At 63.5% G+C, this 23940-nt stretch carries 23 protein-coding genes; 13 read left to right on the top strand and 10 right to left on the bottom strand.

Annotation, left to right across the window (positions count from 1 at the left end):
• Nucleotides 1-84: 84 nt before the first annotated feature.
• A complete protein-coding gene (locus K8374_RS11270) occupies nt 85-1071 on the bottom strand; it encodes a bile acid:sodium symporter family protein (protein WP_224459098.1) in 987 nt (328 codons plus the stop codon).
• A gap of 80 nt (nt 1072-1151) precedes the next feature.
• Between K8374_RS11270 and K8374_RS11265 the strand changes: the two genes are divergently transcribed.
• The 4 genes from K8374_RS11265 to K8374_RS11250 all read left to right on the top strand — a co-directional run bounded on the left by K8374_RS11265 (nt 1152) and on the right by K8374_RS11250 (nt 4259).
• Nucleotides 1152-1946, top strand: coding sequence for an AraC family transcriptional regulator (locus K8374_RS11265; RefSeq protein ID WP_224459097.1), 795 nt, complete (start codon nt 1152-1154; stop codon nt 1944-1946).
• Nucleotides 1947-1970: 24 nt separating this feature from the next.
• Nucleotides 1971-3116, top strand: coding sequence for a class C beta-lactamase (gene ampC / locus K8374_RS11260; RefSeq protein ID WP_224459312.1), 1146 nt, complete (start codon nt 1971-1973; stop codon nt 3114-3116).
• A gap of 298 nt (nt 3117-3414) precedes the next feature.
• A complete protein-coding gene (locus K8374_RS11255) occupies nt 3415-3747 on the top strand; it encodes a hypothetical protein (protein ID WP_084857653.1) in 333 nt (110 codons plus the stop codon).
• 89 nt (nt 3748-3836) lie between these two features.
• Nucleotides 3837-4259 carry a group II truncated hemoglobin gene (locus K8374_RS11250; RefSeq protein ID WP_224459096.1) on the top strand — a complete coding sequence of 141 codons (423 nt, stop codon included), beginning with the start codon at nt 3837-3839 and terminating at the stop codon, nt 4257-4259.
• On the opposite strand, the gene K8374_RS11245 is transcribed toward K8374_RS11250, so the two are convergent.
• The 3 genes from K8374_RS11245 to K8374_RS11235 all read right to left on the bottom strand — a co-directional run bounded on the left by K8374_RS11245 (nt 4250) and on the right by K8374_RS11235 (nt 5397).
• The gene (locus K8374_RS11245; protein ID WP_084857649.1) at nt 4250-4555 is read right to left on the bottom strand and encodes a hypothetical protein; all 306 of its coding nucleotides are present in this window, start codon (nt 4553-4555) and stop codon (nt 4250-4252) included. The genes K8374_RS11250 and K8374_RS11245 overlap by 10 nt on opposite strands.
• A gap of 198 nt (nt 4556-4753) precedes the next feature.
• On the bottom strand, nt 4754-4942 hold the full coding sequence (locus K8374_RS11240) for a hypothetical protein (RefSeq protein ID WP_224459095.1): 189 nt from the start codon (nt 4940-4942) through the stop codon (nt 4754-4756).
• A 134-nt stretch (nt 4943-5076) separates the two neighbouring features.
• Complete coding sequence (locus K8374_RS11235) at nt 5077-5397, bottom strand: YbjQ family protein (RefSeq protein ID WP_084857645.1); 321 nt, start codon at nt 5395-5397, stop codon at nt 5077-5079.
• A gap of 133 nt (nt 5398-5530) precedes the next feature.
• Between K8374_RS11235 and K8374_RS11230 the strand changes: the two genes are divergently transcribed.
• The 4 genes from K8374_RS11230 (at nt 5531) to K8374_RS11215 (ending at nt 10019) form a co-directional block, all read left to right on the top strand.
• On the top strand, nt 5531-6586 hold the full coding sequence (locus K8374_RS11230) for a HEAT repeat domain-containing protein (protein ID WP_224459094.1): 1056 nt from the start codon (nt 5531-5533) through the stop codon (nt 6584-6586).
• Between the two features lie 87 nt (nt 6587-6673).
• The gene (locus K8374_RS11225) at nt 6674-8263 is read left to right on the top strand and encodes an ATP-binding protein (RefSeq protein ID WP_224459093.1); all 1590 of its coding nucleotides are present in this window, start codon (nt 6674-6676) and stop codon (nt 8261-8263) included.
• 130 nt (nt 8264-8393) lie between these two features.
• Complete coding sequence (locus tag K8374_RS11220) at nt 8394-9083, top strand: type 1 glutamine amidotransferase domain-containing protein (RefSeq protein WP_224459092.1); 690 nt, start codon at nt 8394-8396, stop codon at nt 9081-9083.
• Nucleotides 9084-9212: 129 nt separating this feature from the next.
• The gene (locus K8374_RS11215) at nt 9213-10019 is read left to right on the top strand and encodes a CSS-motif domain-containing protein (RefSeq protein ID WP_224459091.1); all 807 of its coding nucleotides are present in this window, start codon (nt 9213-9215) and stop codon (nt 10017-10019) included.
• Nucleotides 10020-10037: 18 nt separating this feature from the next.
• On the opposite strand, the gene hppD is transcribed toward K8374_RS11215, so the two are convergent.
• A complete protein-coding gene (gene hppD / locus K8374_RS11210; protein ID WP_084857636.1) occupies nt 10038-11114 on the bottom strand; it encodes a 4-hydroxyphenylpyruvate dioxygenase in 1077 nt (358 codons plus the stop codon).
• A 305-nt stretch (nt 11115-11419) separates the two neighbouring features.
• Between hppD and K8374_RS11205 the strand changes: the two genes are divergently transcribed.
• Both K8374_RS11205 and rarD read left to right on the top strand, forming a co-directional pair.
• Nucleotides 11420-13003, top strand: a complete 1584-nt coding sequence (locus K8374_RS11205; protein ID WP_224459311.1) for a cyclic diguanylate phosphodiesterase — start codon at nt 11420-11422, stop codon at nt 13001-13003.
• 32 nt (nt 13004-13035) lie between these two features.
• Nucleotides 13036-13923, top strand: coding sequence for an EamA family transporter RarD (gene rarD / locus K8374_RS11200; RefSeq protein WP_224459090.1), 888 nt, complete (start codon nt 13036-13038; stop codon nt 13921-13923).
• Here rarD and K8374_RS11195 read toward each other — a convergent pair.
• Nucleotides 13886-15457: a TerC family protein gene (locus tag K8374_RS11195; RefSeq protein WP_224459089.1), complete on the bottom strand. Its 1572-nt coding sequence runs from the start codon at nt 15455-15457 to the stop codon at nt 13886-13888. The genes rarD and K8374_RS11195 overlap by 38 nt on opposite strands.
• Nucleotides 15458-15801: 344 nt before the next feature.
• Between K8374_RS11195 and K8374_RS11190 the strand changes: the two genes are divergently transcribed.
• Nucleotides 15802-16386, top strand: coding sequence for a LysE family translocator (locus tag K8374_RS11190; RefSeq protein ID WP_224459088.1), 585 nt, complete (start codon nt 15802-15804; stop codon nt 16384-16386).
• A gap of 11 nt (nt 16387-16397) precedes the next feature.
• Here K8374_RS11190 and K8374_RS11185 read toward each other — a convergent pair whose 3' ends face one another.
• Entirely contained in the window at nt 16398-17174 is a 777-nt protein-coding gene (locus tag K8374_RS11185) for an AraC family transcriptional regulator (protein WP_224459087.1), read from the bottom strand.
• Nucleotides 17175-17184: 10 nt separating this feature from the next.
• Nucleotides 17185-17727, bottom strand: a complete 543-nt coding sequence (locus K8374_RS11180) for a helix-turn-helix domain-containing protein (RefSeq protein WP_084857626.1) — start codon at nt 17725-17727, stop codon at nt 17185-17187.
• 164 nt (nt 17728-17891) lie between these two features.
• On the opposite strand from K8374_RS11180, the gene K8374_RS11175 reads away from it, so the two are divergent.
• Both K8374_RS11175 and K8374_RS11170 read left to right on the top strand, forming a co-directional pair.
• Nucleotides 17892-18674 (top strand): aldolase, encoded by a 783-nt coding sequence (locus tag K8374_RS11175; protein WP_224459086.1) that lies wholly within the window; start codon nt 17892-17894, stop codon nt 18672-18674.
• A 33-nt stretch (nt 18675-18707) separates the two neighbouring features.
• Nucleotides 18708-19586, top strand: coding sequence for a dihydrodipicolinate synthase family protein (locus tag K8374_RS11170; protein WP_224459085.1), 879 nt, complete (start codon nt 18708-18710; stop codon nt 19584-19586).
• 407 nt (nt 19587-19993) lie between these two features.
• On the opposite strand, the gene K8374_RS11165 is transcribed toward K8374_RS11170, so the two are convergent.
• Both K8374_RS11165 and K8374_RS11160 read right to left on the bottom strand, forming a co-directional pair.
• Nucleotides 19994-22210: a TonB-dependent siderophore receptor gene (locus tag K8374_RS11165; protein ID WP_224459084.1), complete on the bottom strand. Its 2217-nt coding sequence runs from the start codon at nt 22208-22210 to the stop codon at nt 19994-19996.
• 155 nt (nt 22211-22365) lie between these two features.
• A complete protein-coding gene (locus K8374_RS11160) occupies nt 22366-23784 on the bottom strand; it encodes a short-chain fatty acid transporter (protein WP_224459083.1) in 1419 nt (472 codons plus the stop codon).
• Nucleotides 23785-23940: the final 156 nt, after the last annotated feature.

Genomic DNA, 23940 nt, shown 5'->3' with positions numbered 1-23940 from the left:
CAACGACTCCTTTGGTTGGATCCTCCCCAACCGTTTGCCCCGCTTGCCGTTGGCTTGCGGGGCTTTTTTTCAACCCCATGCCCTTCAAGACACCACCGAAGCCCCTTCGACCTCCCGCGCCGCGTATTTCTGCGCCAGCACCGCACACACCATCAACTGGATCTGGTGGAACAACATCAACGGCAGGATCATCGCCCCGATGCCCCCACCCACGAACAATACCTGGGCCATGGGGACGCCCGTCGCCAGGCTCTTCTTCGAGCCGGCGAACAGGATGGTGATCCGGTCCTCCAGGCTGAAGCCCAGCGCACGTCCCAGCAACCGCGTGCCGAACAGCACGGCCGCCAACAACACACCACACACCACGAACAACCCTGCCAGGTGCTGCGGCGACACCGTGTGCCATAGCCCCGTGACCACGGCGTCGCTGAATGCCGTGTAGACCACCAGCAGAATCGACCCCTGGTCGACGACCTTCAGCCAGCGCGCGTTGCGCTGTACCCACCCACCAATCCAGCGCCGCGCCAACTGCCCCGCCACGAACGGCACCAGCAACTGCAAAGTGATCTTGAGCACCGCATCGAGCCCGGAGCCCGTCTCGCCTTCGGCTCCCAGCAACAGCATCACCAGCACAGGCGTCAGGAAGATGCCCAGCAGGCTCGAGGCTGCCGCACTGCAGATCGCCGCCGGGATGTTGCCGCGAGCCAGCGACGTGAAGGCGATCGCCGACTGCACCGTGGCAGGCAAGGCGCACAGGTAGAGCACGCCCAGGTACAACTCGTCGCCCACCAGCGGCACGAACAGCGGCTTGAACGCCAAGCCCAGCAGCGGGAACATCACGAAGGTGCAGGCGAACACCAGCAGGTGCAGCCGCCAGTGCCCGGCACCGGCGATGACCGCTTCGCGCGAAAGCTTGGCCCCATGCAGGAAGAACAGCAGGCCGATGGCCAGGTTGGTCAGCCAACCGAAGAACACCGCCCCCTCTCCCGAACACGGCAGCAAGGTGGCGACCAGTACCACGGCAAGCAAAGCCAGGGTGAAGTTATCTAGGACTTTTCGCACGTACTTCATTGAATTTTCCGTCTTGTAATTACGCAGAGGCAGACGATAAGGTCTCGCCTTTCCAACCGCTAGCGCCGGAACCCCCAACAGTGTCGCCGAACGGACACCCAGAGCCCCGGCTCGACCAGCTCGATCGCCTGCCACGCCCTGTCTACGGGCACGCGGAGAGCCTTCCCAATATCGCCCTGGGCTATCGCCACCAGCACCCTTGGGGCCAGCTCTCTCATGCACGTCGTGGCATCCTTCGCGTGCAGACGCCCCAAGGCTTGTACCTGGTGCCGCCCCAGCGCGCCGTGTGGATCGCCGCACGGGTACCGCACCGGGTAGCGTGCGAGGCCGATACCTGTCTGCGCAGCCTGTATATCGAGCCCAGCGCCCTGCCCTGGCCCGAGGCAGTCTGCCGGGTGGTAGCGGTCGAGCCACTGCTCGGAGAACTGATCCAGGCCTTTTCGCAATTGCCGGCGGCCTACGACGAACACGGCGCCGACGGCCGGATGGTGCAGGTACTGCTCGACCGCCTGGCCTGCGCCCGGGAAGAACCCTTGCTGCTGCCGCTGCCCCACGACCGCCAGTTGCGTCAGGTATGCCGCCGCCTGCAGGCCGCCCCCGACGACTCACGCAGCCTGGCCGAATGGGCCGTGCGCCTGGGCGTGTCGGAAAAAACCCTGAGCCGGCGCTTTCTGCGCGAAACCGGCCTGACCTTCCGCCTGTGGCGCCAGCGGGTACGCCTGCTCAGCGCCTTGCCGGCCCTTGAGCGCGGCGAGCGCGTCACCGATGTGGCACTGGCCTGCGGCTATGCCTCGCTGTCGGCGTTCATCGCCGCCTTCGGTGAGCATTTCGGCCAATCGCCTGGCGAATTCCTGCGCCGCAACCACCTTTCCTGAAGCTCGAAAAGGACCTTTTGCATGATGTTCACCGCCCGTCTCTGCCGACTCGCCCTCGCCCTCGGCCTGGCCTCGGTTGCAGCCCCAAGCCTGGCCGACTCGCTGCAAGCCCAGGTCGATGGCATCATCGAGCCGCTGATGCGCGAGCATGACATCGCCGGCATGGCCGTGGCGGTGATCGCCGATGGCAAGGCGCACTATTTCACCTATGGCGTGGCCAGCAAGGCCGATGGGCAGCCGGTGAACCGCCAGACGCTGTTCGAAGTCGGCTCGCTGAGCAAGACCTACACCGCCACTCTCGTCGCCCAGGCCAATGCCGAAGGCAAGCTCGATCTCGATGCACCCGCCAAGCGCTACCAGCCGGCACTGGACGGTACACCGCTGGGCGAGGCCAGCGTGCTCGAATTGGGCGCCTACAGTGCCGATTGCATGCCTTTGCAGTTCCCGGACCAAGTGCGGACCGCCGATCAGGTGCTGGCTTTCTACCAGCAGTGGCGCCCACGTAGCCAGCGCGGTACCCAGCGCTGCTACTCCAACCCAAGCCTTGGCCTGTTCGGCGAACTGGCCGCGCGGGCCCAGGGCAAGCCCTTCGCCCAGGTGATGACGCAGCGGCTGCTGCCGGGCCTGGGCCTGGCCCATACCTACCTCGAGGTGCCCGGCAGTGCTCGTGAGCACTACGCGCAAGGTTATGACGCCAGCAACCAGCCCGTACGCGTCAACCCCGGGCCGTTGGCCGATGAAGCCTACGGCATCAAGACCAACCTGACCGATGCGGCACGCTACGTAAACCTGCAACTGCGCCCCACGCAGCTCTCCCCTTCACTACAAAAGGCCATCGCCGTGACCCAGGCTGGCTACTTCAAGGTCGGCGCCATGACCCAGGGCCTGGGCTGGGAACGCTATCCATATCCGGTCACCCTGGACACCCTGCTCGAGGGCAACAGCTCGACCATGGCGCTGCACCCCCAGCCGACCGTACGCCTGAAGCCTGCCCAACCGGCCACACCTGCGGCCTGGTACAACAAGACCGGCGCGACCGGTGGCTTCGGTGCCTATTACGCATTCGTTCCGAGCGAGGGCCTGGGCATCGTCTTGCTGGCCAACCGCAACTACCCCAACGAGGCGCGCGTGCGAGCGGCCTACACGATTCTCTCCAACCTGGCACGGTGAAATGCGCACGCCGACAGGATTGTCGGACAAAAATGTAGTGAAGAAAAATATTCACTACAAAACGGTTGACGCCGCGGAACGGCCTTGGGCATGATGAGGCCGTCTCCCTGATCGGGAGCGGTGGCAAGGGTGTTCCAGACGGCCTGCGCGGTAACGCAGGCCGTCCGTGGAGAGGGAAACTGTCCAAAAGGCAGCGTGAGAAAGCCCCTGTTGCGATGCTGCTGTAGCAGCCTTGGTAGTGCGCTACATGTCGTGGCGCCGAGTGTGAAATCACTAACTGACGGGTAATGGGGGCTTTATGATGAATTTGAACAACAATCCTACGATCGACCAATTGGCCCAGCTGTTCGCCGCACGCAAGGACAGCCTCGACGACCATCTGCTGTGGGTCAGCCAGACCGGCGAGGTACGCCTTGACCGCCTGCCGCCCAATACGGTCGAAGATGAATTCGAAACGCACATGCCCAGCATGCGCGCCCGCTTCAAGGTCTACCGCCGTGGCCAGGGCTACGTCGGCAAGAAGGCCGCCGCCGACACCGAGTTCGTCGGTCGCGTCCTGCAGACCCTGCAACAAGAATGGCCTACCGCCCGTGAGCGGCAGGCAGTCAAGGTGATCGACCCACTGAACTGAGTGGTACACCGCCTCTTGAGCCCGGCCCCCAAGGCCGGGCTTTTTCATGCCTGTTATAATGCCCGCCCCTGTTCCTGCGGAGCCGCGTGATGAGTACTCCCGCCTATGGCACCGGCGATGCCTCCTACCAGGCCGCTGGCGGCATCGAGGGCCTGCGCCGCCTGGTCGACGACTTCTACCGGCTGATGGATGAACGCCCGGAAGCGGCCAGCGTGCGGCAGATGCACCCAGACGATCTGCAAGGCTCGCGAGACAAGCTGGCCTGTTTTCTCAGTGGCTGGCTTGGTGGGCCACGCCTGTACAATGAACGCTTCGGCTCGATCGCCATTCCAGCCTTCCATGCCCAGTGGCCGATCGATCAAGCCCATGCCGATCTCTGGCTTGCCTGCATGGCCGATGCCATTGACCTGCAGCCCTGGGCACCGGCGTTTGCCGAGTACCTGCTGCGCCAGTTGCGGGTGCCGGCCGAACGCATCGTCCAGGCCAGCCGCAACCGCCGAGCTCAGGCCTGACGTCGATGCGCCACACGGGGCGGTAGCGGCAAGGCACCAGTAGCCAGCGCCCGCGCCCGCTCCACACCCCAGACCAGGGCGCGGGTCATAGTCTCTCCCGGCCGGGCCGGATAGTATTCTTCCACCAGGGCCTGCCCCTCCCGGGTATACAACCCAAGGAATAGCTGCGTGGCACCTTGCCTGGAAAGACGCACCTGGACATCCAGGGTAGTTCCATCGCTGAGCACTTCGTCATGGCAGCGGGCATGCAGGTTGGCATCGGCCCATTGCCAATAGGTTTCTTCCCTGACGCGCATGGATTTTTCCTCCTTGTGCTGAAATCCGCGCAAGAAAAACATAACCTTGCTCTCCCGGCGAGGGCGACTCGCCGTTGCCATGAGCAAGATCAAGGAATACGGATAAAAAGCTACCGCTGGGCGTGACGCACTTCACCAAACGCCGTTCATGAAAAAGGGCTGCACATGCAGCCCCGGGGTTCGTCATGCATCGCCTGGTCATTTCTTGGCGGGAATACGCGGGGTGAAGCGCCCCTTCTTGCTACGCTGCAGGTGCGGTGGCTGCAACTGCTCCGATTCGTACAAAGTCATGTTGGCGAAGCCCAGGCGTACAGCCGCCTGACCGCACCGAACCTGGCTGTTGATCGGGAATGCATCGTTCATATCTTCGAAAAAGGATTCGCTCATGCCCAGGTTCCCCGGTTATCGGCCACGCCGGCAGGCAACATGCCTTCCTGGAGAAGCAATGACCTGCTAGTGAGACTAGCCGGTCATTTACAGACCATCTAGACAGAACCTTCGACACCGACCAGCGGCAGGCACTACTTCAAGCGAACCGCCGTACCGGTGGCAAACACCACCACCATGCCACCCTGGACAGATGGCATGCTGATTTCGAAGTCCACCCCCACCACCGCATCGGCTTGCAATTGACGTGCCCGCGCCTTGAGCTCTTCGGTGGCTTGCTCGCGCGCCTCACGCAAGGCGCTTTCCAAGGTCTGCGACCGACCGCCGAAGAAGTCGCGGAAACGGGCGAAGAAGTCCCGCACGAAATTGATACCCTGCACCGATTCGGCGCTGACCACCCCCAGATATTCGGCTACCGGGCGGCCTTCGAGCTGGCTGGTCGTGGTGATGATCATGAGTCGGCTCCCTCGCCTTGGTAAAAAGGCCGATCTTAACAGACCGCGCCATAGACCTTGATAGCCGGGCAGCCCGTTGCATTTGCCGGCCACCTGTCCCAAGCTCTGCCTTCACGCTGTCACGGACCGCCCAATGCCCAACCATCACCGTTACCTGGTCGCCCTGCTGCTGCTGATCCTGGTGTCGGGCGGTATCGGCTACCTGTGGCACGGCGACCAACCCGCTACACCTGTGCAACACCCACACAGCTACGCCCAGGCCTTGCGCCAAGCGCACAACGGCGAGCCAGGCGCGGCGCGGGTGCTCTACCAGCAACTAGAACGCGACGACCTGCCGGCCATCCGCCGCGCCGCGCTCTACGCTGAACTGCCGCACTACCCATCGCCCCAGGCATTGAAGCTGGCTCGCCAGGACCTGGACCATGGCGACCCGCTGGTACGCCGGGCGGCCATCGCCAGTATTCGCCGCCTCCTGCCGCCCGCCCAACGCAGCCTGGTGCTGGGCCCTTTGCTGGAAGACGACGAGCAGAGCGTTCGCTTCGCGGCGGTGGACGCCTTGCTGGGCCTGGACCCCGACGCGATAGGCTTGTATTTCGGCCCGCTGCAGGACGCCCTGGAGCAGTATCAGCAGGCCTTGGAAGCGCAACCACAGGATGCCGAGGCGCAGGTTCACCTGGCGCGCCTCTACCTGCATGAAGATGCTTACGAACAGGCCGGCGCGGCCTTGCAACGCAGCCTGCGAACCGCCCCGCACGGGCTGGACGCGCTGGCCATGCAGGTGCGCCTGCTGGAACGCCAGGGGCAGCATGATGCCTCTCGGCAAGTGCTGGCCAAGGCCTTGGCGCTACGCCCGGATTCGGCTTTCCTCCAGCATGAGCTGGGGCTCTGGTTGGTCCGTCACGAGCAACAGGAGTACGCCTTGCTGGCGTTTTCCCGAGCCGTCGAACTGGAACCGGAGAACACCGACTACCGCTACGTCCTGGCCGTGACCTTGCATGACCTGGACCAAGTGGAAGCCGCCCAGAAACAGCTGGAAACCGTGCTCGCTAGAGAGCCGGCCAATCGCCGGGCCCGGTTGTTGTTGATCCAGTATTGGAAGGAAACCGGCCAATTGCAGAATGTCCAGGTGCTATTGGCCGAGCTGGAGCGGCAAAACCCCGACGATCCGCTGCTCCAGCAAGGCTTGTAGACGATCTGCACACCCCCGGGGTTGAACCCAGGTGTCACTCCCGCGGTCCAGGGGGTATCGGTTGCCCGCTGGCAGAGGAGAGATGCCTTGGCCGCTGCGTTACCCTTGGACGAACGCGTGCTGATCCTGGCACCTTCGCAGATCGCTGCTCACGCCTCGCACTTGCTGACAGGCGCAGGCTTTGCCTGCCTGTGCACGAGCGATGCCGCGCGCCTTGGCACCTGGCTGGCCGAAGGGGTCGGCATGGTCATCGCCGCCGCCAATACGCTACCGGGCCCGCAATCGGTGCTGCAATCGTTTATCGACCAACAGCCGGCCTGGTCGGACCTGCCTATTGTCCTGCTGACCGGTCCCGCCACCGGCCCACCCGAACCGACACTCGGTCACCTGCTGCCCCTGCCCTTGCCACTGGACGCCGCGCAGTTGCTTCACCTCAGCCAGGTCGCCCTGCGCAGCCGTCGCCGCCAATACCGCTCCCGTGATTACATGCGCGAGCTGGAACGCCAGGCGCAACAACACCAAGCCGATGAGCAGGCACGCCATCAACTACGGAAAATGGAGGCCATCGGGCAACTGGCAGGTGGCATCGCCCATGATTTCAACAACTTGTTGACCAGCATCGGCGGCAGTTTCGAACTGATCGACAAGCGCTTGCAACAAGGGCGGAGCGAGCAGCTCGATGGCATCCTGCGCATGGGCAAGGAAGCTGTGATCCGGGCGGCACGCCTGACCCATCGCCTGCTGGCGTTTTCTTCCCGCCAGTCCCTGCAGAGCCAGGTCGTCGACCTGCACAACCTGCTGCATCCCGATGATCTCCGGGCCAGCCTGGATGTTTCCATCACCTTGCAAGTCACCCTGCCAACCGACCTGTGGCGGGTGGAGGCGGATGAAAAGCAGCTCAAGGAAGCCGTGAGCAACTTGTTGCTCAATGCCTGCGAAGCCATGCCCTGGGGCGGCCGATTGGATATCGAGGCGAGCAACCAACGCATCGACAGCGCATCCACCGGTGACGGCGCGCTGCCCAGTGGCGACTATTTGTGCCTGAGTATCAGCGATACCGGCCAGGGTATGTCGCAAAGCACCCTCGAGCATGCCTTCGAGCCGTTCTTCAGCACCAAGCCGGTCGGCCAGGGGGTTGGCCTTGGGCTTTCGATGGTCTATGGCTTCAGCAAGCAATCGAACGGCCATGTGCAGTTGCACAGCCAGATCGGCCAGGGTACCCGCGTCGACCTGTACTTGCCGCGCTACATCGGCCAGGCACGCCCGCTAAGCGAACCACCGCCCCTTGCCAGCGTCAGCGTCTGCCGGGAAATCCTGGTGGTCGAAGACGACCCGCACGTGCGCCAGTTGCTTTGTCAATCGCTGCGCGAGGAAGGGTTCCCTTGCCATGCGGCCTGCAATGCCAAAGAAGCCCTCCAGCTGTTGCAATCGCCCCAGCCGCTTGCTCTGATGATCAGCGATGTGGGGCTTCCCGGCATGAACGGTCGACAACTGGCGGAGGTTGCACGCACCTTGCGGAACAACCTGCAGGTGCTGTTCATTACGGGCTATGCCGAGACGGCCATGGTACAGGACGACTTCCTCGCCCCAGGCATGCAGTTGATCAGCAAGCCTTTCGAACTGAGCCAACTACAGGCCCGTGTCACGCAGATGCTGGACAAGCAGACCTGCGGCTGAACCTGCTGCACACGCCTGCCGAACCACCGACGCGCCCACGTATGGCTTTCCGCCCATGGGCGGCTATGCTCATTAGGTTTTCCTCTGCCCCGGGGAATCCGGGCCTTTTCCAGGCATGTGGAGCGCGGTCATGAGCAAGAAGATCCTGGTGGTGCTGACCAACACGGCAAAATACCCGACGCTAAAGCGCGCCACCGGCTTGTGGCTGGGCGAAGCAGTCCACTTCGTCGACAAGGTGCAGAAGGCCGGCTATGCCGTCGATTATGTCAGCCCTGCCGGCGGCTATGTGCCGATCGACCCCCACAGCCTGCAGATGGCACCTGAGCTCGACTGGCAATGGTACGACGACAAGGCCTTCATGAACCGCCTCGGCACCACCCTGGGGCCAGGCCAGGTCAAGGCCGAGGACTACTGCGCGATCTACTATACCGGCGGCCATGGCGTGATCTGGGACTTCCCGGAGAACACCAGCCTGCAGGCGCTGGCTCGTGCCATCTATGAAGCCGGCGGCGTGGTGGCAGCGGTATGCCATGGCGCCGTCGGCCTGCTGAACATCAAGCTCAGCGATAACAGCCTGCTGGTCAGAGGGCGCCAGGTGACCGGCTTTTCCAACACCGAGGAAAAACTTGCAGAGCTCGACAATGTGGTGCCCTACCTCACGGAAAACGAGCTGGTGGCCCGCGGCGGCAAGTACAGCAAGCATGACGACCCGTGGGCCGGCTTCGTGGTCAGTGACGACCGGCTGATCACCGGGCAGAACCCGGCTTCCAGCGCCTTGGTGGCCGAGCACGTACTGGCGCGCCTGAAGAAACCCGCATGATCCCACGGGCGATTGCCCGATAATCCGCAACATTCGCAGATAGCGGCTACAGTCCAACCGCCTCAGGCCCAAGTAACCTCGCCTGCAACCTGTCCACTGTCGGACAAGCTGCCAGGAGGGGCTGCGATCATGTCGAAATTCACCCATGCAGGGCGCAGCCTACTGGAGATGTTGCTTATCTTGACCATCAGCCTGGTCCCAATGGCATCGGGCCTGCTGGTCATGATCTACCAGCTGGAACGCAAGCTTGAGGAAAATGCCCAGGTATCGGTCCAGGAGGCCATCTTTGCCATCGACAGGGTTCTGGACAACCTGCAAAGCGCCGCCTCCAACGCGCTGCCCCTGGCGGGCCAACCCTGTAGCGAAGCCGCGCAGCCGCTGGAAGTGCTGGCCGCTGGGGACCCACGGATCCGCTCGCTCATCCTCACCAGGAACGGCCAGTCGTATTGCAGCAGTATCGAGACCACCATCACCGACAGCCCGACGTTCTACAGCCCACGTGCGCTGGTACAGCTGAATTTCGATTCGCCCATCACGCCCAACGGCGTCGTCGTCGAATTGCGTCTTGCCTATGCCAACCCAGGCGTGATCGCAACCGCCTATGGCATCGAGCTACGCAACGAGCTGCGCGGCTTCCAGGATGGCATGGTGCTGGTGCTGGAGTTCGGCAAGAAATACATCTGGGAGATGGGAGACAGCCGTGACCCGCAAGAGCCTTCGCAATCGGAGTTCTTCCGCAGTGCGACCTCGAGCAAGCACGGATATACGGTAAGAGGCGGGTACCCGGAGGGCTTCACGGCAAGCGAGATACGCCAGTCGATGTTGCAGATACTCCCTTCCCTGGCGCTGGTAGGGCTGCTGACCGGAGCGATTACCTATTGGGTGATATTCAGAGCGCGCAACAAAGGCCGGCAGGCCACCTCTCCCAGACGTTGAGGCGGCCTGCCGTTGCGATTACTCGACGTTCAGCACGCCACGACGAACCTGGTCACGCTCGATGGATTCGAACAGGGCCTTGAAGTTGCCTTCGCCGAAGCCATCGTCGCCCTTGCGCTGGATGAACTCGAAGAACACAGGGCCCAGCAGGGTCTCCGAGAAGATCTGCAGCAGCAGGCGTTTGTCGCCGGCTTCGGAGGCACCGTCGAGCAGGATGCCGCGCGATTGCAGCTGGTCCACCGGCTCACCGTGGCCTGGCAGGCGCTCCTCGAGCATTTCGTAGTAGGTCTGCGGCGGCGCGGTCATGAAGCGCATGCCGTAGCCCTTCAGGGCGTCCCAGGTCTTGAGCAGGTCGTCGGTGAGGAAGGCCACGTGCTGGATACCTTCACCGTTGAACTGCATCAGGAACTCTTCGATTTGCCCCGAGCCCTTGGAGGATTCTTCATTGAGCGGGATGCGGATCATGCCGTCCGGCGCAGTCATGGCGCGGGAAGTCAGGCCGGTGTATTCGCCCTTGATATCGAAGTAGCGGATCTCGCGGAAATTGAACAGCTTCTCGTAGAAGCCCGCCCAGTAGGACATGCGGCCACGGTAGACGTTGTGGGTCAGGTGGTCGATGATCTTGAGGCCGGCGCCGACAGGATTACGGTCCACACCTTCGATGAACTTGAAGTCGATGTCATAGATCGAACTGCCTTCCTCGTAGCGGTCGATCAGGTACAGCGGCGCGCCACCGATGCCCTTGATTGCCGGCAGGCGCAGTTCCATCGGGCCGGTTTCGATTTCCACCGGCTGGGCGCCCAGCTCCAGGGCACGGGCATAGGCTTCATGGGCATTGCGTACGCGGAACGCCATGCCGCATACCGACGGGCCATGCTCGGCGGCGAAGTACGAGGCGACGCTCTTGGGCTCGTTGTTCAGGATCAGGTTGATGCCGCCCTGGCGATACAGGTGCACATCCTTGGAACGGTGGGTGGCCACCTTGGTGAAGCCGAGCATCTGGAATACAGGCTCCAGCACGCCAGGGGTTGGCGATGCGAATTCAATGAACTCGAAGCCCATCAGGCCCATCGGGTTGTCGAAGATATCAGCCATGTGTGTGTCCTCATCAGCAAGCGAAAAATGGTGTCAGGTGCTTTGGATGTCGGACAGGCGTGGTGGCGAGCACGGGATGCCGCGCACGCTGCGGGCAAGGAAGTCACCAATGATCAGCTTGAACCCATGGTATGTCATATGGACCCATTCTCGGCGGGCTTGATTCCCCGGGGCGCGGAGAACCTTATTCTTGTATTCGTAAACCGATTCTACAGGGCGTAAAATCATTTGTCGCGCTTTAGTTCACCGCTTGATCCGACAAACGGCTATCCTCTGCGAATTGGTTTCAAACAGATTGGATGAGCATGCCTTTATCGGTCAAACGCGCCCGCTGGAGCTGGCGCTCCCTTCTCCCTTGGGGCATAGGGGCCCTGCCGCTGCTCTGTGGCCTGGGGGTCATGCAATGGCAGGCCCAGCGCGAACTGCACAACAGCAGCCAGAGCACAACCCGACAAGTGGTCAAACATGTCGAGCATATTCTCGACAACCTCTCTGGTGCCGCCACGGAACTGTTGCCCCTGGTGGGCCGTCCTTGCAACGAGATCGACGTGGCCTTGCGCGGGCAGGTCACCCGCAACGCCTTCGTACGCTCTACCAACCTGTTCCAGCACCATACCCTCTACTGCTCTTCGTTGTTCGGCAATTTCGACGAACCGGTGGACCCTCGCGACTACACCGAGGGGCGCCTGTGGTTGATGAAGGGCAATGCGGTCACCCCGGGCCATTCCTTGCTGGCCTACCGCCTCAGCAAAGGCGACGGTGGCGCCATCACCGTGGTCGACAGCGACCACCTGGTCGCCGCCCTGAAGCTGATCGGCCCGGAGGAAGAACTGCAACTTCAGGTCGGTAACAATTGGATAGGCAAGGAAGGCGTGGTCCATACCGGCGCGCCGCCGCAGGCCGCCATCGCCGCGGTGGTTCAATCCTCGACCCGCTACCCTTTCAGCGTTCATGGGGGCTATGCACCGGGCAAGCACAGCCAGTTCATGGCCGAGCACTACCCGGCCCTGCTCAGCTTGCTGGTGGTCCTGGGGGGGCTGGCAGGCATGGTCTGTCACTGGCAGGTCCGCCGCGCCCTGTCGCCGCGCGCCGAGCTGCAGCGCGCGCTGGAAGCCGACGAGTTCCTGCCTTATTTCCAGCCCGTGGTGCGCAAGGACGATTACCGCTGGGCCGGTGTCGAAGTGTTGATGCGCTGGAACCATCCGCGCGAAGGCCTGGTGCGCCCGGACCTGTTCATTCCCTATGCCGAGCACAGCGGCCAGATCGTCCCCATGACCCGCGCCCTGATGCTGCATACCGCCCAAGGGCTGGCCCCCTATGCCGCGCTGCTCGAGGATGGTTTCCACATCGGTATCAATATCACCGCCGACCACTGCCGCGACCTGGGCCTGCTGGATGATTGCCGTACCTTCCTCCAGCATTTCCCGCCAGGGCGCGTGGTGCTGACCCTGGAGCTGACCGAGCGCAAGCTGATCGAGGCCACGCCGATCACCCTGGAGCTGTTCGAAAAATTGCATGAAATGGGCGTGATGATCGCCCTGGACGACTTCGGGACCGGCCAGTCGAGCCTCAACTACCTGCGCCAGTTCAAGGTCGACTACCTGAAGATCGACCAGAGCTTCGTCGCGATGATCGGTGGCGACGCACTTTCCCAGCATATTCTCGATACCATCATCGAGCTGTCGGGCAAGCTAGGGCTGGGGATCGTTGCCGAGGGTGTGGAAACCGAGGTCCAGCGTGATTACCTGGCACGTCACCAGGTGGACTTCCAGCAAGGCTACCTGTTCGGCCGGCCGATGCCTGTTGGCGACTTTCTCCAAGCCCTGGCCGCCCGTCCGGGCAGCACGCGGTTGCCCCACGACGTACGCCCTGAGATCATGCCGAACTGATCACCTGTTCAACTTCGTAAACCGAGGCATTCGTGTCAAAAGGCATTCTCTCGTCGGTCGTGGCGTCCTGTCTGTTCGCCGTGATGTACTTCTACACCTCCCTGATGACGCCCTTGGATGGCGAGGAGATCTTTGGCTGGCGCACCCTGCTGACGCTGCCCTGCCTCACCTTGTTCATGCTGGCCACCAAGGACTGGAAGCTGGTCGGCGGCCTGTTGGCACGGGTGCGCCAGGCACCTGTCTTGCTGCTGGGCATGGTCGGCACCTCATGGCTGATGGGCGTGCAACTGTGGCTGTTCCTCTGGGCGCCGTTGCATGGGCGCAGCCTGGAAGTGTCCATGGGCTATTTCCTGCTGCCACTGGCCATGGTGCTCACCGGGCGCCTGGTGTATGGCGAGCGGTTGTCGCGCCTGCAAAAGGTTGCGGTGGCCTGCGCTGTTCTCGGCGTGGGCCATGAGCTGTACCAGAACGGCAGCTTCGCCTGGGAAACCCTGGTGGTGACCCTTGGCTACCCGGTCTATTTCGTCCTGCGTCGCCGCTGCGGCACCGACCACCTGGGCGGGCTGTGGTGCGACATGTGCCTGCTGTTGCCCTGGGCGCTGTATTTCGTGCTGCAGAACCCGCTGACCGCCGCCGACCTTGCCGAACACCCGGCGCTGTATGGGTTGATCCCGTTGCTCGGGGCGATCAGTGCCTCGGCCCTGATCGCCTACGTGCTGGCCAGCCGGCTGCTGCCCTTCAGCCTGTTCGGCCTGCTCAGCTACGTCGAACCGGTGCTGCTGGTCGGCGTCGCCTTGCTCCTGGGCGAGACCATCGGCCCCGACCAGTGGCTGACCTACCTGCCGATCTGGGTCGCGGTACTGGTGCTTGTGCTTGAAGGGATCAAGCACCTGCTGCGCCAACGTCGCCGCTCGGTGTAAGGCGCACCTGGCGAACCCGGCGCTCCTCGACCGCCACCACGGTCAGGGTCCAGCCGTCGCATACCAGGCGGTCACCGATCACCGGCAGGCGATCGAGCAGGCTCATCACCAGGCCCGCGAGGGTCTGGTAGTCCTCGGTAGGGCGCGCGCCGAAACCGGTGCGTGCCTGGACCTGGCTCAGGTTCAAGGCACCGCTGACCACAAAACCGCCTTCTTCCTCGACGACTCCAGGGCCGGCGACTTCGCTGGCATCCGGCAGTTCACCGGCGATCGACTCGAGGATATCGGTCATGGTCAGCACACCGGTGAAGTCGCCGAACTCATTGACCACGAAGGCAATGTGGGTCGACTGGGCACGCATCTGCTCCAGGGCATTGAGGATGCTGAAGCTTTCCAGCAGGTTCAACGGAGCCCGAGCCAGGCGCTCGAGCTCCGGTTGGCCGCCGGATAACAGCTCCTTGAGCAATTCCTTCTTGTGCACGAAGCCCAGCGGCTCTTCGATCCGGCCGTCGCGGATCAGCGGCAGGCGCGAATAGGGCGAGTTCGCCAAGGCCTGGGCAATGGCCTCGGCCGGTTGCGCCAGGTCGATGGCGTCGACCTCGGCGCGCACGGTCATCACCGTGCGAATCGGCCGTTCGGCCAGGTTCAGCACACCGCTGATCATCACCCGCTCACGTCGGTCGAAGACCACCTGGTCATCGCTGCCTTCGACCAGGTCGGCAATTTCCTCACCCACCTCATCGGCCGCCACGGCGCGCCCCCCCATCAGGCGCAGCACGGCATGGGCGGTACGCTCACGCAGCGGTCGATGCTGCTGCAGGCTGCGTTTGCGACGGGCCCGGGCCAGCTGGTTGAACAGCTCGATCAGCAATGAGAAGCCGATGGCCGCGTACAGGTAACCCTTGGGGATATGGAAGCCCAGGCCCTCGGCGGTCAGGCTGAAGCCGATCATCATCAAGAAGCCCAGGCACAGCATGATCACCGTGGGATGGGCGTTGACGAAGCGCGTCAGTGGCTTGCTGGCGACGATCATGATACCGATGGAGAAGACCACGGCGATCATCATCACCGACAACTGTTCGACCATGCCCACGGCCGTGATCACCGCATCCAGGGAGAACACCGCATCCAGCACCACGATCTGCGCGACGATGGGCCAGAACGCTGCATGGCGGGTCACGCCGCCGGTGTGCGCAACGTGCCCTTCGAGACGCTCATGCAATTCCATGGTGGCCTTGAACAGCAGGAACACACCGCCGAACAGCATGATCAGGTCTCGGCCCGAGAAGCTCTTGCCGAACACTTCGAACAACGGCGCGGTCAGGGTGACCATCCAGGAGATGCTGGCCAGCAGGCCCAGGCGCATGATCAGCGCTAGGCTCAGGCCAATGACCCGTGCACGGTCGCGCTGGTGCGGCGGCAGCTTGTCGGCAAGGATGGCGATGAAGACCAGGTTGTCGATACCCAGTACCAGTTCGAGCACGATCAGCGTGGCAAGGCCCAGCCAGGCCGTAGGGTCGGCTAGCCATTCCATTGCGAGGTACTCACGGCAAAGGCGTCACGGGGACATGGGGAAGAAGGCCAGGACGGCCGGGGACTGGGGGGCTCCGAGAAGGTGCTCATGGGGACCTTGATAGCTAATTGGGAAAAAGATCCTACAACCAGCAAGGTGTTTACTTACAGCGGGAAACTATTACAAAAGCTGTAACAGGGGGCCGCGGTGTGGCCCATCGCGGGACAAGCCCGCTCCTACAGGGACCACGGCCACCTGCGATTGGCCGCGCGGTGAGCCCGTCGCATGCAATGGGGACTTTTCTTCAATACTCACCCCAGCGCCCTGCCCCAACATGGTTTCCTTCTCCCGCAAGGAATCCCACCATGAGCCTGTCATTGTCCATGGCCGCCTTCGCCCTGGCGGCTTCCATTTCACCCGGCCCGGTCAATATCGTCGCCCTGGGCAGCGGTGCCCGCCACGGCCTGCGCGCCAGCCTGGCCCACGCCGCAGGCGCCACCTTGGGCTTCTGCCTGCTGCTGTTGCTGGTCGGCCTTGGCCTGCATGAGCTGCTGCTGCGCTGGCCGCGCCTGGGCCAGGTGCTGCACGGCGGCGGCGTTGCGTTCCTGTTGTACATGGCCTGGAAACTGGCCAGCGACGATGGCCAGCTGGGTAGCGAACATCCACAAGCCGCGCCATCGGCCTGGCACGGCGCCCTCATGCAATGGCTCAACCCCAAGGCCTGGCTGGCGGCTATCGCGGGGGTCGGGGCCTATACCGGCGGCGAGCAGCACTTGCTGTGGCTGTTCGCCTGGATCTACGGGCCGATCTGCTTCGCTTCGATTGCCAGTTGGGCCTGGGCAGGCAGCGTGATTCGCCACTACCTGGGCAACCCACGACACCTGCGTGCGTTCAACCGTGCGTTAGCAGCCTTGTTGGCGGCCAGTGCCCTGTACCTGCTGCTGGGGTGAACCTGCCCCGCCTAGCCCTGCCGATAATGCCCCGGTGTCGCCGCCAGGTGCTGCTTGAATGCCCGTTGCAGATGCGCCTGGTCGGCGAACCCCGCCTCCATTGCTACCTCGGCGATCGGCCGCCCTTGGCGCAACTGCGCCCGGGCATGCTGCACGCGCTGGTCCAGCAGGTAGCCGTGGGGCGTCAGGCCAAAGCGCTGGCCGAACGCGCGTATCAGGTAGGCGCGCGACAGGCCCACCGCCGCGCAGATATCGTTCACGGTCAGGGGGTCGAGCCGGTGCGCACGGATGAATGCAGCAGCGGCCTCCAGACGTGGATGGGCTCGCAACCCGCTGGCCGGGGCACGCTGCAGATAACCCGGCAGGTCTTCGAAGAAGCTGGCCAACAGCGTCTCCCGTCCAACCGTCTCGGCATCGAAGAGTGCAGCGAAAAGCGCCAGCAGCCGGCCGTAGAGCGCAGGCGATGCACTGTAGGTGGCCTCGGGCAACACGAAGCCGCGGGCCTGCAGCCATGACAGGTCGACGAACAGCATCAGGTAGGACCAGGGCTCACCCTTGATCGGGTTGCAGGCATGCACCACGCCCGGGTTCATCAAAACCGTGGCGCCTGCGCTCACCTCCCGCTGGGTACCACCGGTAAGGTAGGTACTGCGCCCCCCAGTGATCACGCCGATGGAAAAGCTCTCGTGAGAATGGGCCGCGTAACACACCTGGCGCCCATCACCGACGCGCCGGGCCTCGACGAATGGCAAGGCCGGATCCCGCCAGAACCGCGACACCTCGATCATCGCCCTGCCCTCATTCGCCGCCGCCCTGCACGACCACCAATAATTGTGCCTGGCGCGGCCCGACCGAGCGCAGGCGGTGCGGGGTCTGGGCATTGAAGTGCAAGGCATCGCCCTGCTCCAGCACTACCCGCTCGTTCATGAAGTCCACCTCCACCTGCCCTTCATGCACGAACAGGAACTCCTCGCCCTGATGCTCCTTGAAGGTCGGGTCGCTGAACTCGGTCGGCGGCTGGATGAGAAACGGCAACAGGCTGCGCTGGCCGACCTGGGAGGTCAGCACCGTATACCCCGGCCCCTGGCCATCGCCCACCAGCGCCTGGCGTTCACCCTGGCGCACCAGGCTGTAGCGGGCCTGGGCGTGTTGGTCTTCGGCGAACAGCTCCTCGACATTCACGTTCAACGCCCGCGCCAGTTTCAGCGCTGCAGCGATCGACGGGGTGTTCAGGCCGCGCTCCACCTTGGACAGGTAGCTCTTGGTCATGCCGGATTTCTCGGCCAGCAACTCCAGGGTGATCCCCAGCTTTTTTCTCAGCAATTTCAGTCGGATAGACATGTGACGCGGTTTTCCCGGGCGAACGTACTTGCTTATGACACTTTGTGTCATATAGGATTATTTGTGTCACACACTTGACCGCCCCGCCACCGGACTACCCCACGCAGCAGGTGGCGAGGCGACAAGCGCCGACATCGTCCATTACGCCACAGAGGATACCCCCCATGGCCAAGACTCTGACACACAGCAAGGACCAGTTGGTCCGCCAAGCCCTGACACAGATGCAAGGCTCGCTCGCCGATAATACGTGGACCGTGCGCGAAAAGCTGGCCCTGACCTGCCGAATTCTCTTCGAGCATGGCCATGATTCAGGCCTGGCCGGGCAGATCAGCGCACGCGGCCCGCAGCCGGGCACCTTCTACACCCAGCAATTGGGCCTGGGTTTCGATGAGATCAGTGCCAGCAACCTGCTGCTGGTCAATGAAGACCTGGATGTGCTCGAAGGCCAGGGCATGCCCAACCCGGCCAACCGCTTCCATAGCTGGGTGTACCGCGCACGTCCGGACGTCAATTGCATCATCCATACCCACCCGACCCATGTCGCCGCGCTGTCGATGTTGGAAGTGCCGCTGCAGGTCTCGCACATGGACCTGTGCCCGCTGTATGACGACTGTGCCTTCCTCGAGGCCTGGCCAGGAGTTCCGGTAGGCAACGAAGAAGGCGAGATCATCAGCCAGGCCCTGGGTGACAAGCGCGCGATCCTGCTCTCGCACCACGGCCAGCTGTCGACCGGCGACAGCATCGAGCAGGCCTGCGTCTATGCCCAGCTGATCGAACGGGCCGCACGCCTGCAGTTGCTGGCGATGTCCGCGGGCACCATCAAACCCATCGCCCCGTCGCTTGGCCGCGAGGCCCACGACTGGATCGACCGGCCCAAACGTCATGGCGCGGCCTTCGCCTATTTCGCCCGGCAGAGCCTGCGCCGGCACGCCGACTGCCTGAACTGAACCCTAATGCCTTGCTTGCGGAGCCTTTTCACCATGACTACTGAATTCCACGGCATCATCGGCTACACCATCACCCCCTTCAGCGCCGACGGCGAACAGCTCGACCTGCCTGCCCTGGGCCAGTCCATCGACCGGCTGATCGACCATGGGGTCCAGGCCATCGCCCCGCTGGGCAGCACCGGCGAAGGTGCATACCTGAGCGACGAGGAATGGCGGCAGGTGGCCGAGTACAGCCTGGCGCGCATCGCCGGGCGCGTGCCGAGCATCGTCAGCGTCTCCGACCTGACCACTGCCAGCGCCGTACGGCGCGCCCGCTTTGCCCAGCAACACGGCGCCGATGCGGTGATGGTGCTGCCTTCGGCCTACTGGAAGCTCGGCGAGGCCGAGATCGTCCAGCATTACCGGGCCATCGGTGCGGCGATCGACATCCCGATCATGCTCTACAACAACCCGGCCACCAGTGGTACCGACATGTCGGTGGAGTTGATCCTGCGCATCGTACGTGAGGTCGACAATGTCACCATGGTCAAGGAGAGCACCGGCGATATCCAGCGCATGCACAAGCTGCACCTGCTCGGTGAAGGCCAGGTACCGTTCTACAACGGCTGCAACCCGCTGGCGCTGGAGGCGTTCGTGGCAGGTGCCAAGGGCTGGTGCACCGCCGCCGCCAACCTGATCCCCGACCTCAACCAGCGTCTGTACCAGGCGGTATTGGCGGGCGACCTGGCGCAGGCCAAGGCGTTGTTCTATCGCCAGCTGCCCTTACTGGACTTCATCCTCAAGGGCGGCCTGCCGGCTACCATCAAGGCCGGGCTGGCCATGACCGGGCTGCCCGTGGGCGAGCCACGGCGGCCGGTGTTCGGGTTGGACGAGCAAGCTCGCCAGGCCTTGCAGGCGCTGTTGATGCATTGACCTGTGTGAATCAGAGGCCGTAGGCCTATCGCGGGAGCGGTGCAATCTCGGTGGGAGATCACCCAGCCCTTTGGGCTGCGCTGTCGCGCAGAGAACAAGTGGCTAGCGCCGCCTTCTGCTGTAGGAGTGGCGGTGCGGCGGTCCTACAGGCCTTGTCAAATCAATGAGTTATGCGTTGTTCTATGAGAGCTGGCGACAGCCTGCGATGGGTGCAAAGCAGCCCCAAGCCCTCAAACGGTGGAGCCAGACTCAAGGGGCCGCTTTGCGGCCCATCGCAGGCTCCGCCAGCTCCCACGAGGAAGCGGAGCCACGGCTGAGCAGTAAGCCAACCGAAGCAATTTGAGCGTGTCCAGCACCACAGAATCGTCCACAGAATGCCTGCGCTCCTGAAGCCAGCTGCCCTTGTCCTAGAGCCGCCAATCGACACCCAGCATCACCGTCCGGGGTTCGCCGTAGTACACCCCGTTGTAGAACCCGATGTTGTTGTAGTAATGCTCATCGAACAGGTTCTTCACATTCAACGACACCGACAAGTGCTCGTCGAATCGGTAACGGGCCATCAGACCGACCACCGAGAAGGCACCCTGGCTGACGGTATCGGCCACGGTGATGAACTTGCCTTGCTCGGTACGCCCGACCGGGCGCTTGGTCGATTTGTAGGTCTCGCTCTGCCAGTCCAGCGTGCCGCCAACCGTCAACGCTGGCGTCAGCGTGTAGGTGCTAGCCAGGCGCACCAGGTTCAGCGGCTGCTCGGGGCTCTTGCGGGTATGGTCGGCCGCTGCGGCATGGGTATAGCTGTAGCCCAGGCTCATCTGCCAGTCGGGCATCACCTCGCCTGCGACCTCGGCCTCGAAGCCCTCCACCACCACCCCCTTGCCTCCGGACTTGTAGAACACCTCGTTGCCGCCCGGGTCCACCGTGTCGTCACGCTCGGGCACGTTGTCCTGCTTGCTGCGATACACCGCGCTACTCAGGTTCAGGCGGTCCTCGAACAGGCTGCCCTTCAGGCCCACCTCATAGACCTTACCGACGATCGGGTCCAGGTAGTTGCGGTTCACATCCCGCACCGTCTGCGGGTTGAAGATGTCGGTGTAGCTGGCGTACACGGTGTACTGTTCGGTCAGGTCGTAGAGCACACCGGCATAGGGGGTCCACTGGTCGCTCTGGGTCTGTTTGGTGCGCGGCAGCTCCTTGCCGTTGAGGGCATCGACGTAGGCCCATTGGCGTTGCTCGCTCTGCCAAGTGCCGTAACGGCTGCCGAGCACCACATGCAGACGCTCGGTGGGGTTCAGGCGGGTGGCGATGTAGCCGGCCTTCTGCCGGGTGTAGCCACGCGAGGCGTCTCGCCCGGAGTCGGTGTCGAAGAACTTGGGGATCGACCCCATGTGCTTCCAGTCCGGGATCTTCGTGTAGTCGTCCGGCAATGCCTGACGCACCAGATAAGGCTCAGTGTTGCGCCGCTGCGACTCACCGTAGCCGACCATCAAGTCATGGCTGCGACCGAACAGCGTGTAGGGCCCGGCTACGTTGAAGTCGATGGCGTCCATTTTCTCCATGCCGGAAAAGTGCGCCAGCCAAGCCGTCATGCCGCTACGGTCGGCCTCGGGGAAGCCATTGCCGCCGTAGTACACCTTGCCATCGCTGTCACTCTGGCGATGGGTATAGGCCGCCTTGAGCAGCCAATCGTTGGCCAGCTGCTGGTCGAGGGTGACGAACACCGTCTCGTCCTTCAAAGGCCAGGACGACCAAGGCGCGGTCAGGTTGGTCGAGCGTGGCAGGTTGGCCTTGCTGCCGTCGCCGTTCCAGATCGGCACCGTCCCCCAGGACGACCCCTGCACATGCTTGTTCTGGTAGTCGTAGCCGATTGCCAACACCGTACTGTCGGTCAGGTCGGCCTCGAGGACGCCGTAGGCCACCTCGCGTTGGTTGGCGTATTTGTCCATGAACGACTTGGCGTCGCGGTAGGCCAGCACGGTGCGCCCGCGCAGCCGCCCGTCCCAGCCCAGCGGGCCGCCGACATCGAGGTAGCTGTAGTAGTTGTCGAAGCTGCCGGCACTGGCCCCGCTGCGGATGGCCAGTTCATGGGTGGGCCGCTTGCGCACCATGGCAATGGTGCCGGACGGGTCGCCCGCGCCGGTGGTCAACCCGGTAGCGCCGCGTACCACTTCGATGCGGTCGTAGATGATGGTGTCGGAGTCGGACTTCAGCCCCGAGAAGGTGTTGAGCATCCCGTCGACCTGGAAATTGTTGATCGCGTAACCCCGCGAATAGTAGGCCGGCCGCTCCGAATCGTTGCGCTGCACGGTGACCCCGGTGACGTGGGCCATGGCTTCGGACAGGGTGTTGAGCTGGAAGTCGTCCAGCTGCTGGCGGGTCAGCACCGAGACCGATTGCGGCGTTTCCTTGATCGACAGGTTCAGGCGCGTGGCCGCGCTCATGCTGCCGGTGGTGTAGGAGCCGGTATGCTCCGTGGTGCTGCCCAAGCCCTGGGCGAAGACTTCAGTGGAATCCAGTTCCAGGACTTCTGCACTGGCCTGGTGGTCGGTTTCTTCGGCCAGGGTTGCAGTGGTGGTGATGCACAACCCCAGGGTCAGGGTCATGCAACGGCTGATGGGCGCGAACATCGCTGCCTTGCTCCTTGTTCGTTTCGATGAATGTCCTTGCCTGCCGCACGGCGGCATTCACTTGGGAACGAATCACTGATGCGAATCGTTATCTATAATTCATCGAGACGAAAAAAAGGGCGGTTTCCTACCGCCCTCTTCTGGCTTTCCTACATCTACGGCATGACCGGCGGTACGTACTGCAAGGTCGTGCCCAGCGCCCACAAGAGCACCAGCACCAACGGCACATGCACCAGCAACTGCACGAAGGAGAAGCCGATCAGGTCCCGCGCCTTGAGCCCTAGCACACCCAGCAGCGGCAGCATGTAGAACGGGTTGATCAGGTTCGGCAGTGCTTCGGCGGCGTTGTAGATCTGCACCGCCCAGCCCAGGTGGTACTGCAGGTCGTTGGCCACCAGCATCACGTAGGGCGCCTCGATGATCCACTTGCCGCCACCGGACGGGATGAAGAAGCCCAGCACCGCCGAATAGACGCCCATGAGCACGGCATAGGTGTCGTGGGAGGCGATCTGCACGAAGAACGTGGAGATGTGGTGGGCCAGGGTCTGCTCGTCCACGCCCTTGACCTGGGTGAGGACGGCCGCGATCGAGCCATACAGTGGGAACTGGATCAGCACCCCGGTGGTGGTCGGCACGGCGCGGGCCACTGCGTCCAGGAAACTGCGCGGGCGCCAGTGGAGCAAGGCGCCGAGCATGATGAACAGGAAATTGTAGGTGTTCAGGCCCGAGATCGCGGTAATGGCAGGCTTGGTGGCGAATTCGTGGTACAGCCAGCCTGCGGCGAGGGCCACCAGCAGCAGGGTCAGGATCGGGCTGTATTCCAGCCACTCGCCCGGGCGCGTACGCTGGGCCGGTGGCGGCGCGCTGAAACTTGGGTCCACGCCACACTGTTCGGCGGTGCGGGCACTGTTCGGGCCGGGGGCGGTGGCGTAGGCGATCACCAGCGAGACGATCACCAGGGCCGCCAGCATGACGCCGGACTGCCACAGGAAGATGGTTTCGGTGAACGGGATCACCCCCGTGATGGCCAGGATCGAAGGCGGCAGGCTGGCCGGGTTGGCCTGCAGTTGCGCCGCCGAGGACGACAGCCCCAGCGCCCAGACCGCGCCCAGGCCCAGGTAGGCGGCGGCACCGGCGGCGCGATAGTCCATCTTCAGGTCCTGGCGACGTGCCAGGGCGCGTACCAGCAAGCCTCCGAACACCAGCGACAGCCCCCAGTTGAGCAGCGAGGCGAGCATCGAGATCAGCGCCACCCAGCACACCGCCGAACGGCCATTGCTGGGCAAGCGGGCCAGGCGGTCGATCAGCCGAGCAGCGGGCGGCGAGCTGGCCACCACATAGCCGCCGATGACCACGAAGGCCATCTGCATGGTGAATGGGATCAGGCTCCAGAACCCATCGCCGAAGGCCTTGGCGGTGTCGGTGGGCTTGCCGCCCATGAGCATGGCGCCCACGCACACCAGCACCACGGCCAGGGCTGCGAACACCCAGGAGTCGGGGAACCAGCGTTCGGCCCAGTTGGAGCAGCGCAAGGCGAAGCGGGCGGAGCGGCTGTCTTGGATTTCAGCGGCCACGGTAGTCTTCCTTTTATTGGTTTTATGTTTTTTCAAAAACAAGCACAAAACCCTGTGGGAGCGGGCTCTGCCCCGCGATAGCGTCCGCTCAGGCGATGATGTTGCCTGGCCTGACGCTATCGCGGGGCAGAGCCCGCTCCCACAGGGTGGGTTACA

Source organism: Pseudomonas sp. p1(2021b), assembly GCF_020151015.1.
GTDB lineage: Bacteria > Pseudomonadota > Gammaproteobacteria > Pseudomonadales > Pseudomonadaceae > Aquipseudomonas > Aquipseudomonas putida_K.
Note: the sequence above shows the minus strand (reverse complement) of the source record. Positions and strands in the feature narration are given on the sequence as shown.

What these genes read in the sequence shown, in the direction of transcription:
- K8374_RS11205 (WP_224459311.1), top strand. Translation starts at nt 11,420, where the DNA reads ATGCCTTTATCGGTCAAACGCGCCCGCTGGAGCTGGCGCTCCCTTCTC.
- hppD (WP_084857636.1), bottom strand. Translation starts at nt 11,114, where the DNA reads ATGGCTGATATCTTCGACAACCCGATGGGCCTGATGGGCTTCGAGTTC.
- K8374_RS11175 (WP_224459086.1), top strand. Translation starts at nt 17,892, where the DNA reads ATGGCCAAGACTCTGACACACAGCAAGGACCAGTTGGTCCGCCAAGCC.
- K8374_RS11170 (WP_224459085.1), top strand. Translation starts at nt 18,708, where the DNA reads ATGACTACTGAATTCCACGGCATCATCGGCTACACCATCACCCCCTTC.
- K8374_RS11235 (WP_084857645.1), bottom strand. Translation starts at nt 5,397, where the DNA reads ATGATCATCACCACGACCAGCCAGCTCGAAGGCCGCCCGGTAGCCGAA.
- K8374_RS11180 (WP_084857626.1), bottom strand. Translation starts at nt 17,727, where the DNA reads ATGTCTATCCGACTGAAATTGCTGAGAAAAAAGCTGGGGATCACCCTG.
- K8374_RS11250 (WP_224459096.1), top strand. Translation starts at nt 3,837, where the DNA reads ATGAGTACTCCCGCCTATGGCACCGGCGATGCCTCCTACCAGGCCGCT.
- K8374_RS11195 (WP_224459089.1), bottom strand. Translation starts at nt 15,457, where the DNA reads ATGGAATGGCTAGCCGACCCTACGGCCTGGCTGGGCCTTGCCACGCTG.
- K8374_RS11185 (WP_224459087.1), bottom strand. Translation starts at nt 17,174, where the DNA reads ATGATCGAGGTGTCGCGGTTCTGGCGGGATCCGGCCTTGCCATTCGTC.
- K8374_RS11245 (WP_084857649.1), bottom strand. Translation starts at nt 4,555, where the DNA reads ATGCGCGTCAGGGAAGAAACCTATTGGCAATGGGCCGATGCCAACCTG.
- K8374_RS11220 (WP_224459092.1), top strand. Translation starts at nt 8,394, where the DNA reads ATGAGCAAGAAGATCCTGGTGGTGCTGACCAACACGGCAAAATACCCG.
- K8374_RS11255 (WP_084857653.1), top strand. Translation starts at nt 3,415, where the DNA reads ATGATGAATTTGAACAACAATCCTACGATCGACCAATTGGCCCAGCTG.
- K8374_RS11240 (WP_224459095.1), bottom strand. Translation starts at nt 4,942, where the DNA reads ATGAGCGAATCCTTTTTCGAAGATATGAACGATGCATTCCCGATCAAC.
- K8374_RS11230 (WP_224459094.1), top strand. Translation starts at nt 5,531, where the DNA reads ATGCCCAACCATCACCGTTACCTGGTCGCCCTGCTGCTGCTGATCCTG.
- K8374_RS11165 (WP_224459084.1), bottom strand. Translation starts at nt 22,210, where the DNA reads ATGTTCGCGCCCATCAGCCGTTGCATGACCCTGACCCTGGGGTTGTGC.
- K8374_RS11190 (WP_224459088.1), top strand. Translation starts at nt 15,802, where the DNA reads ATGAGCCTGTCATTGTCCATGGCCGCCTTCGCCCTGGCGGCTTCCATT.
- ampC (WP_224459312.1), top strand. Translation starts at nt 1,971, where the DNA reads ATGTTCACCGCCCGTCTCTGCCGACTCGCCCTCGCCCTCGGCCTGGCC.
- K8374_RS11215 (WP_224459091.1), top strand. Translation starts at nt 9,213, where the DNA reads ATGTCGAAATTCACCCATGCAGGGCGCAGCCTACTGGAGATGTTGCTT.
- K8374_RS11270 (WP_224459098.1), bottom strand. Translation starts at nt 1,071, where the DNA reads ATGAAGTACGTGCGAAAAGTCCTAGATAACTTCACCCTGGCTTTGCTT.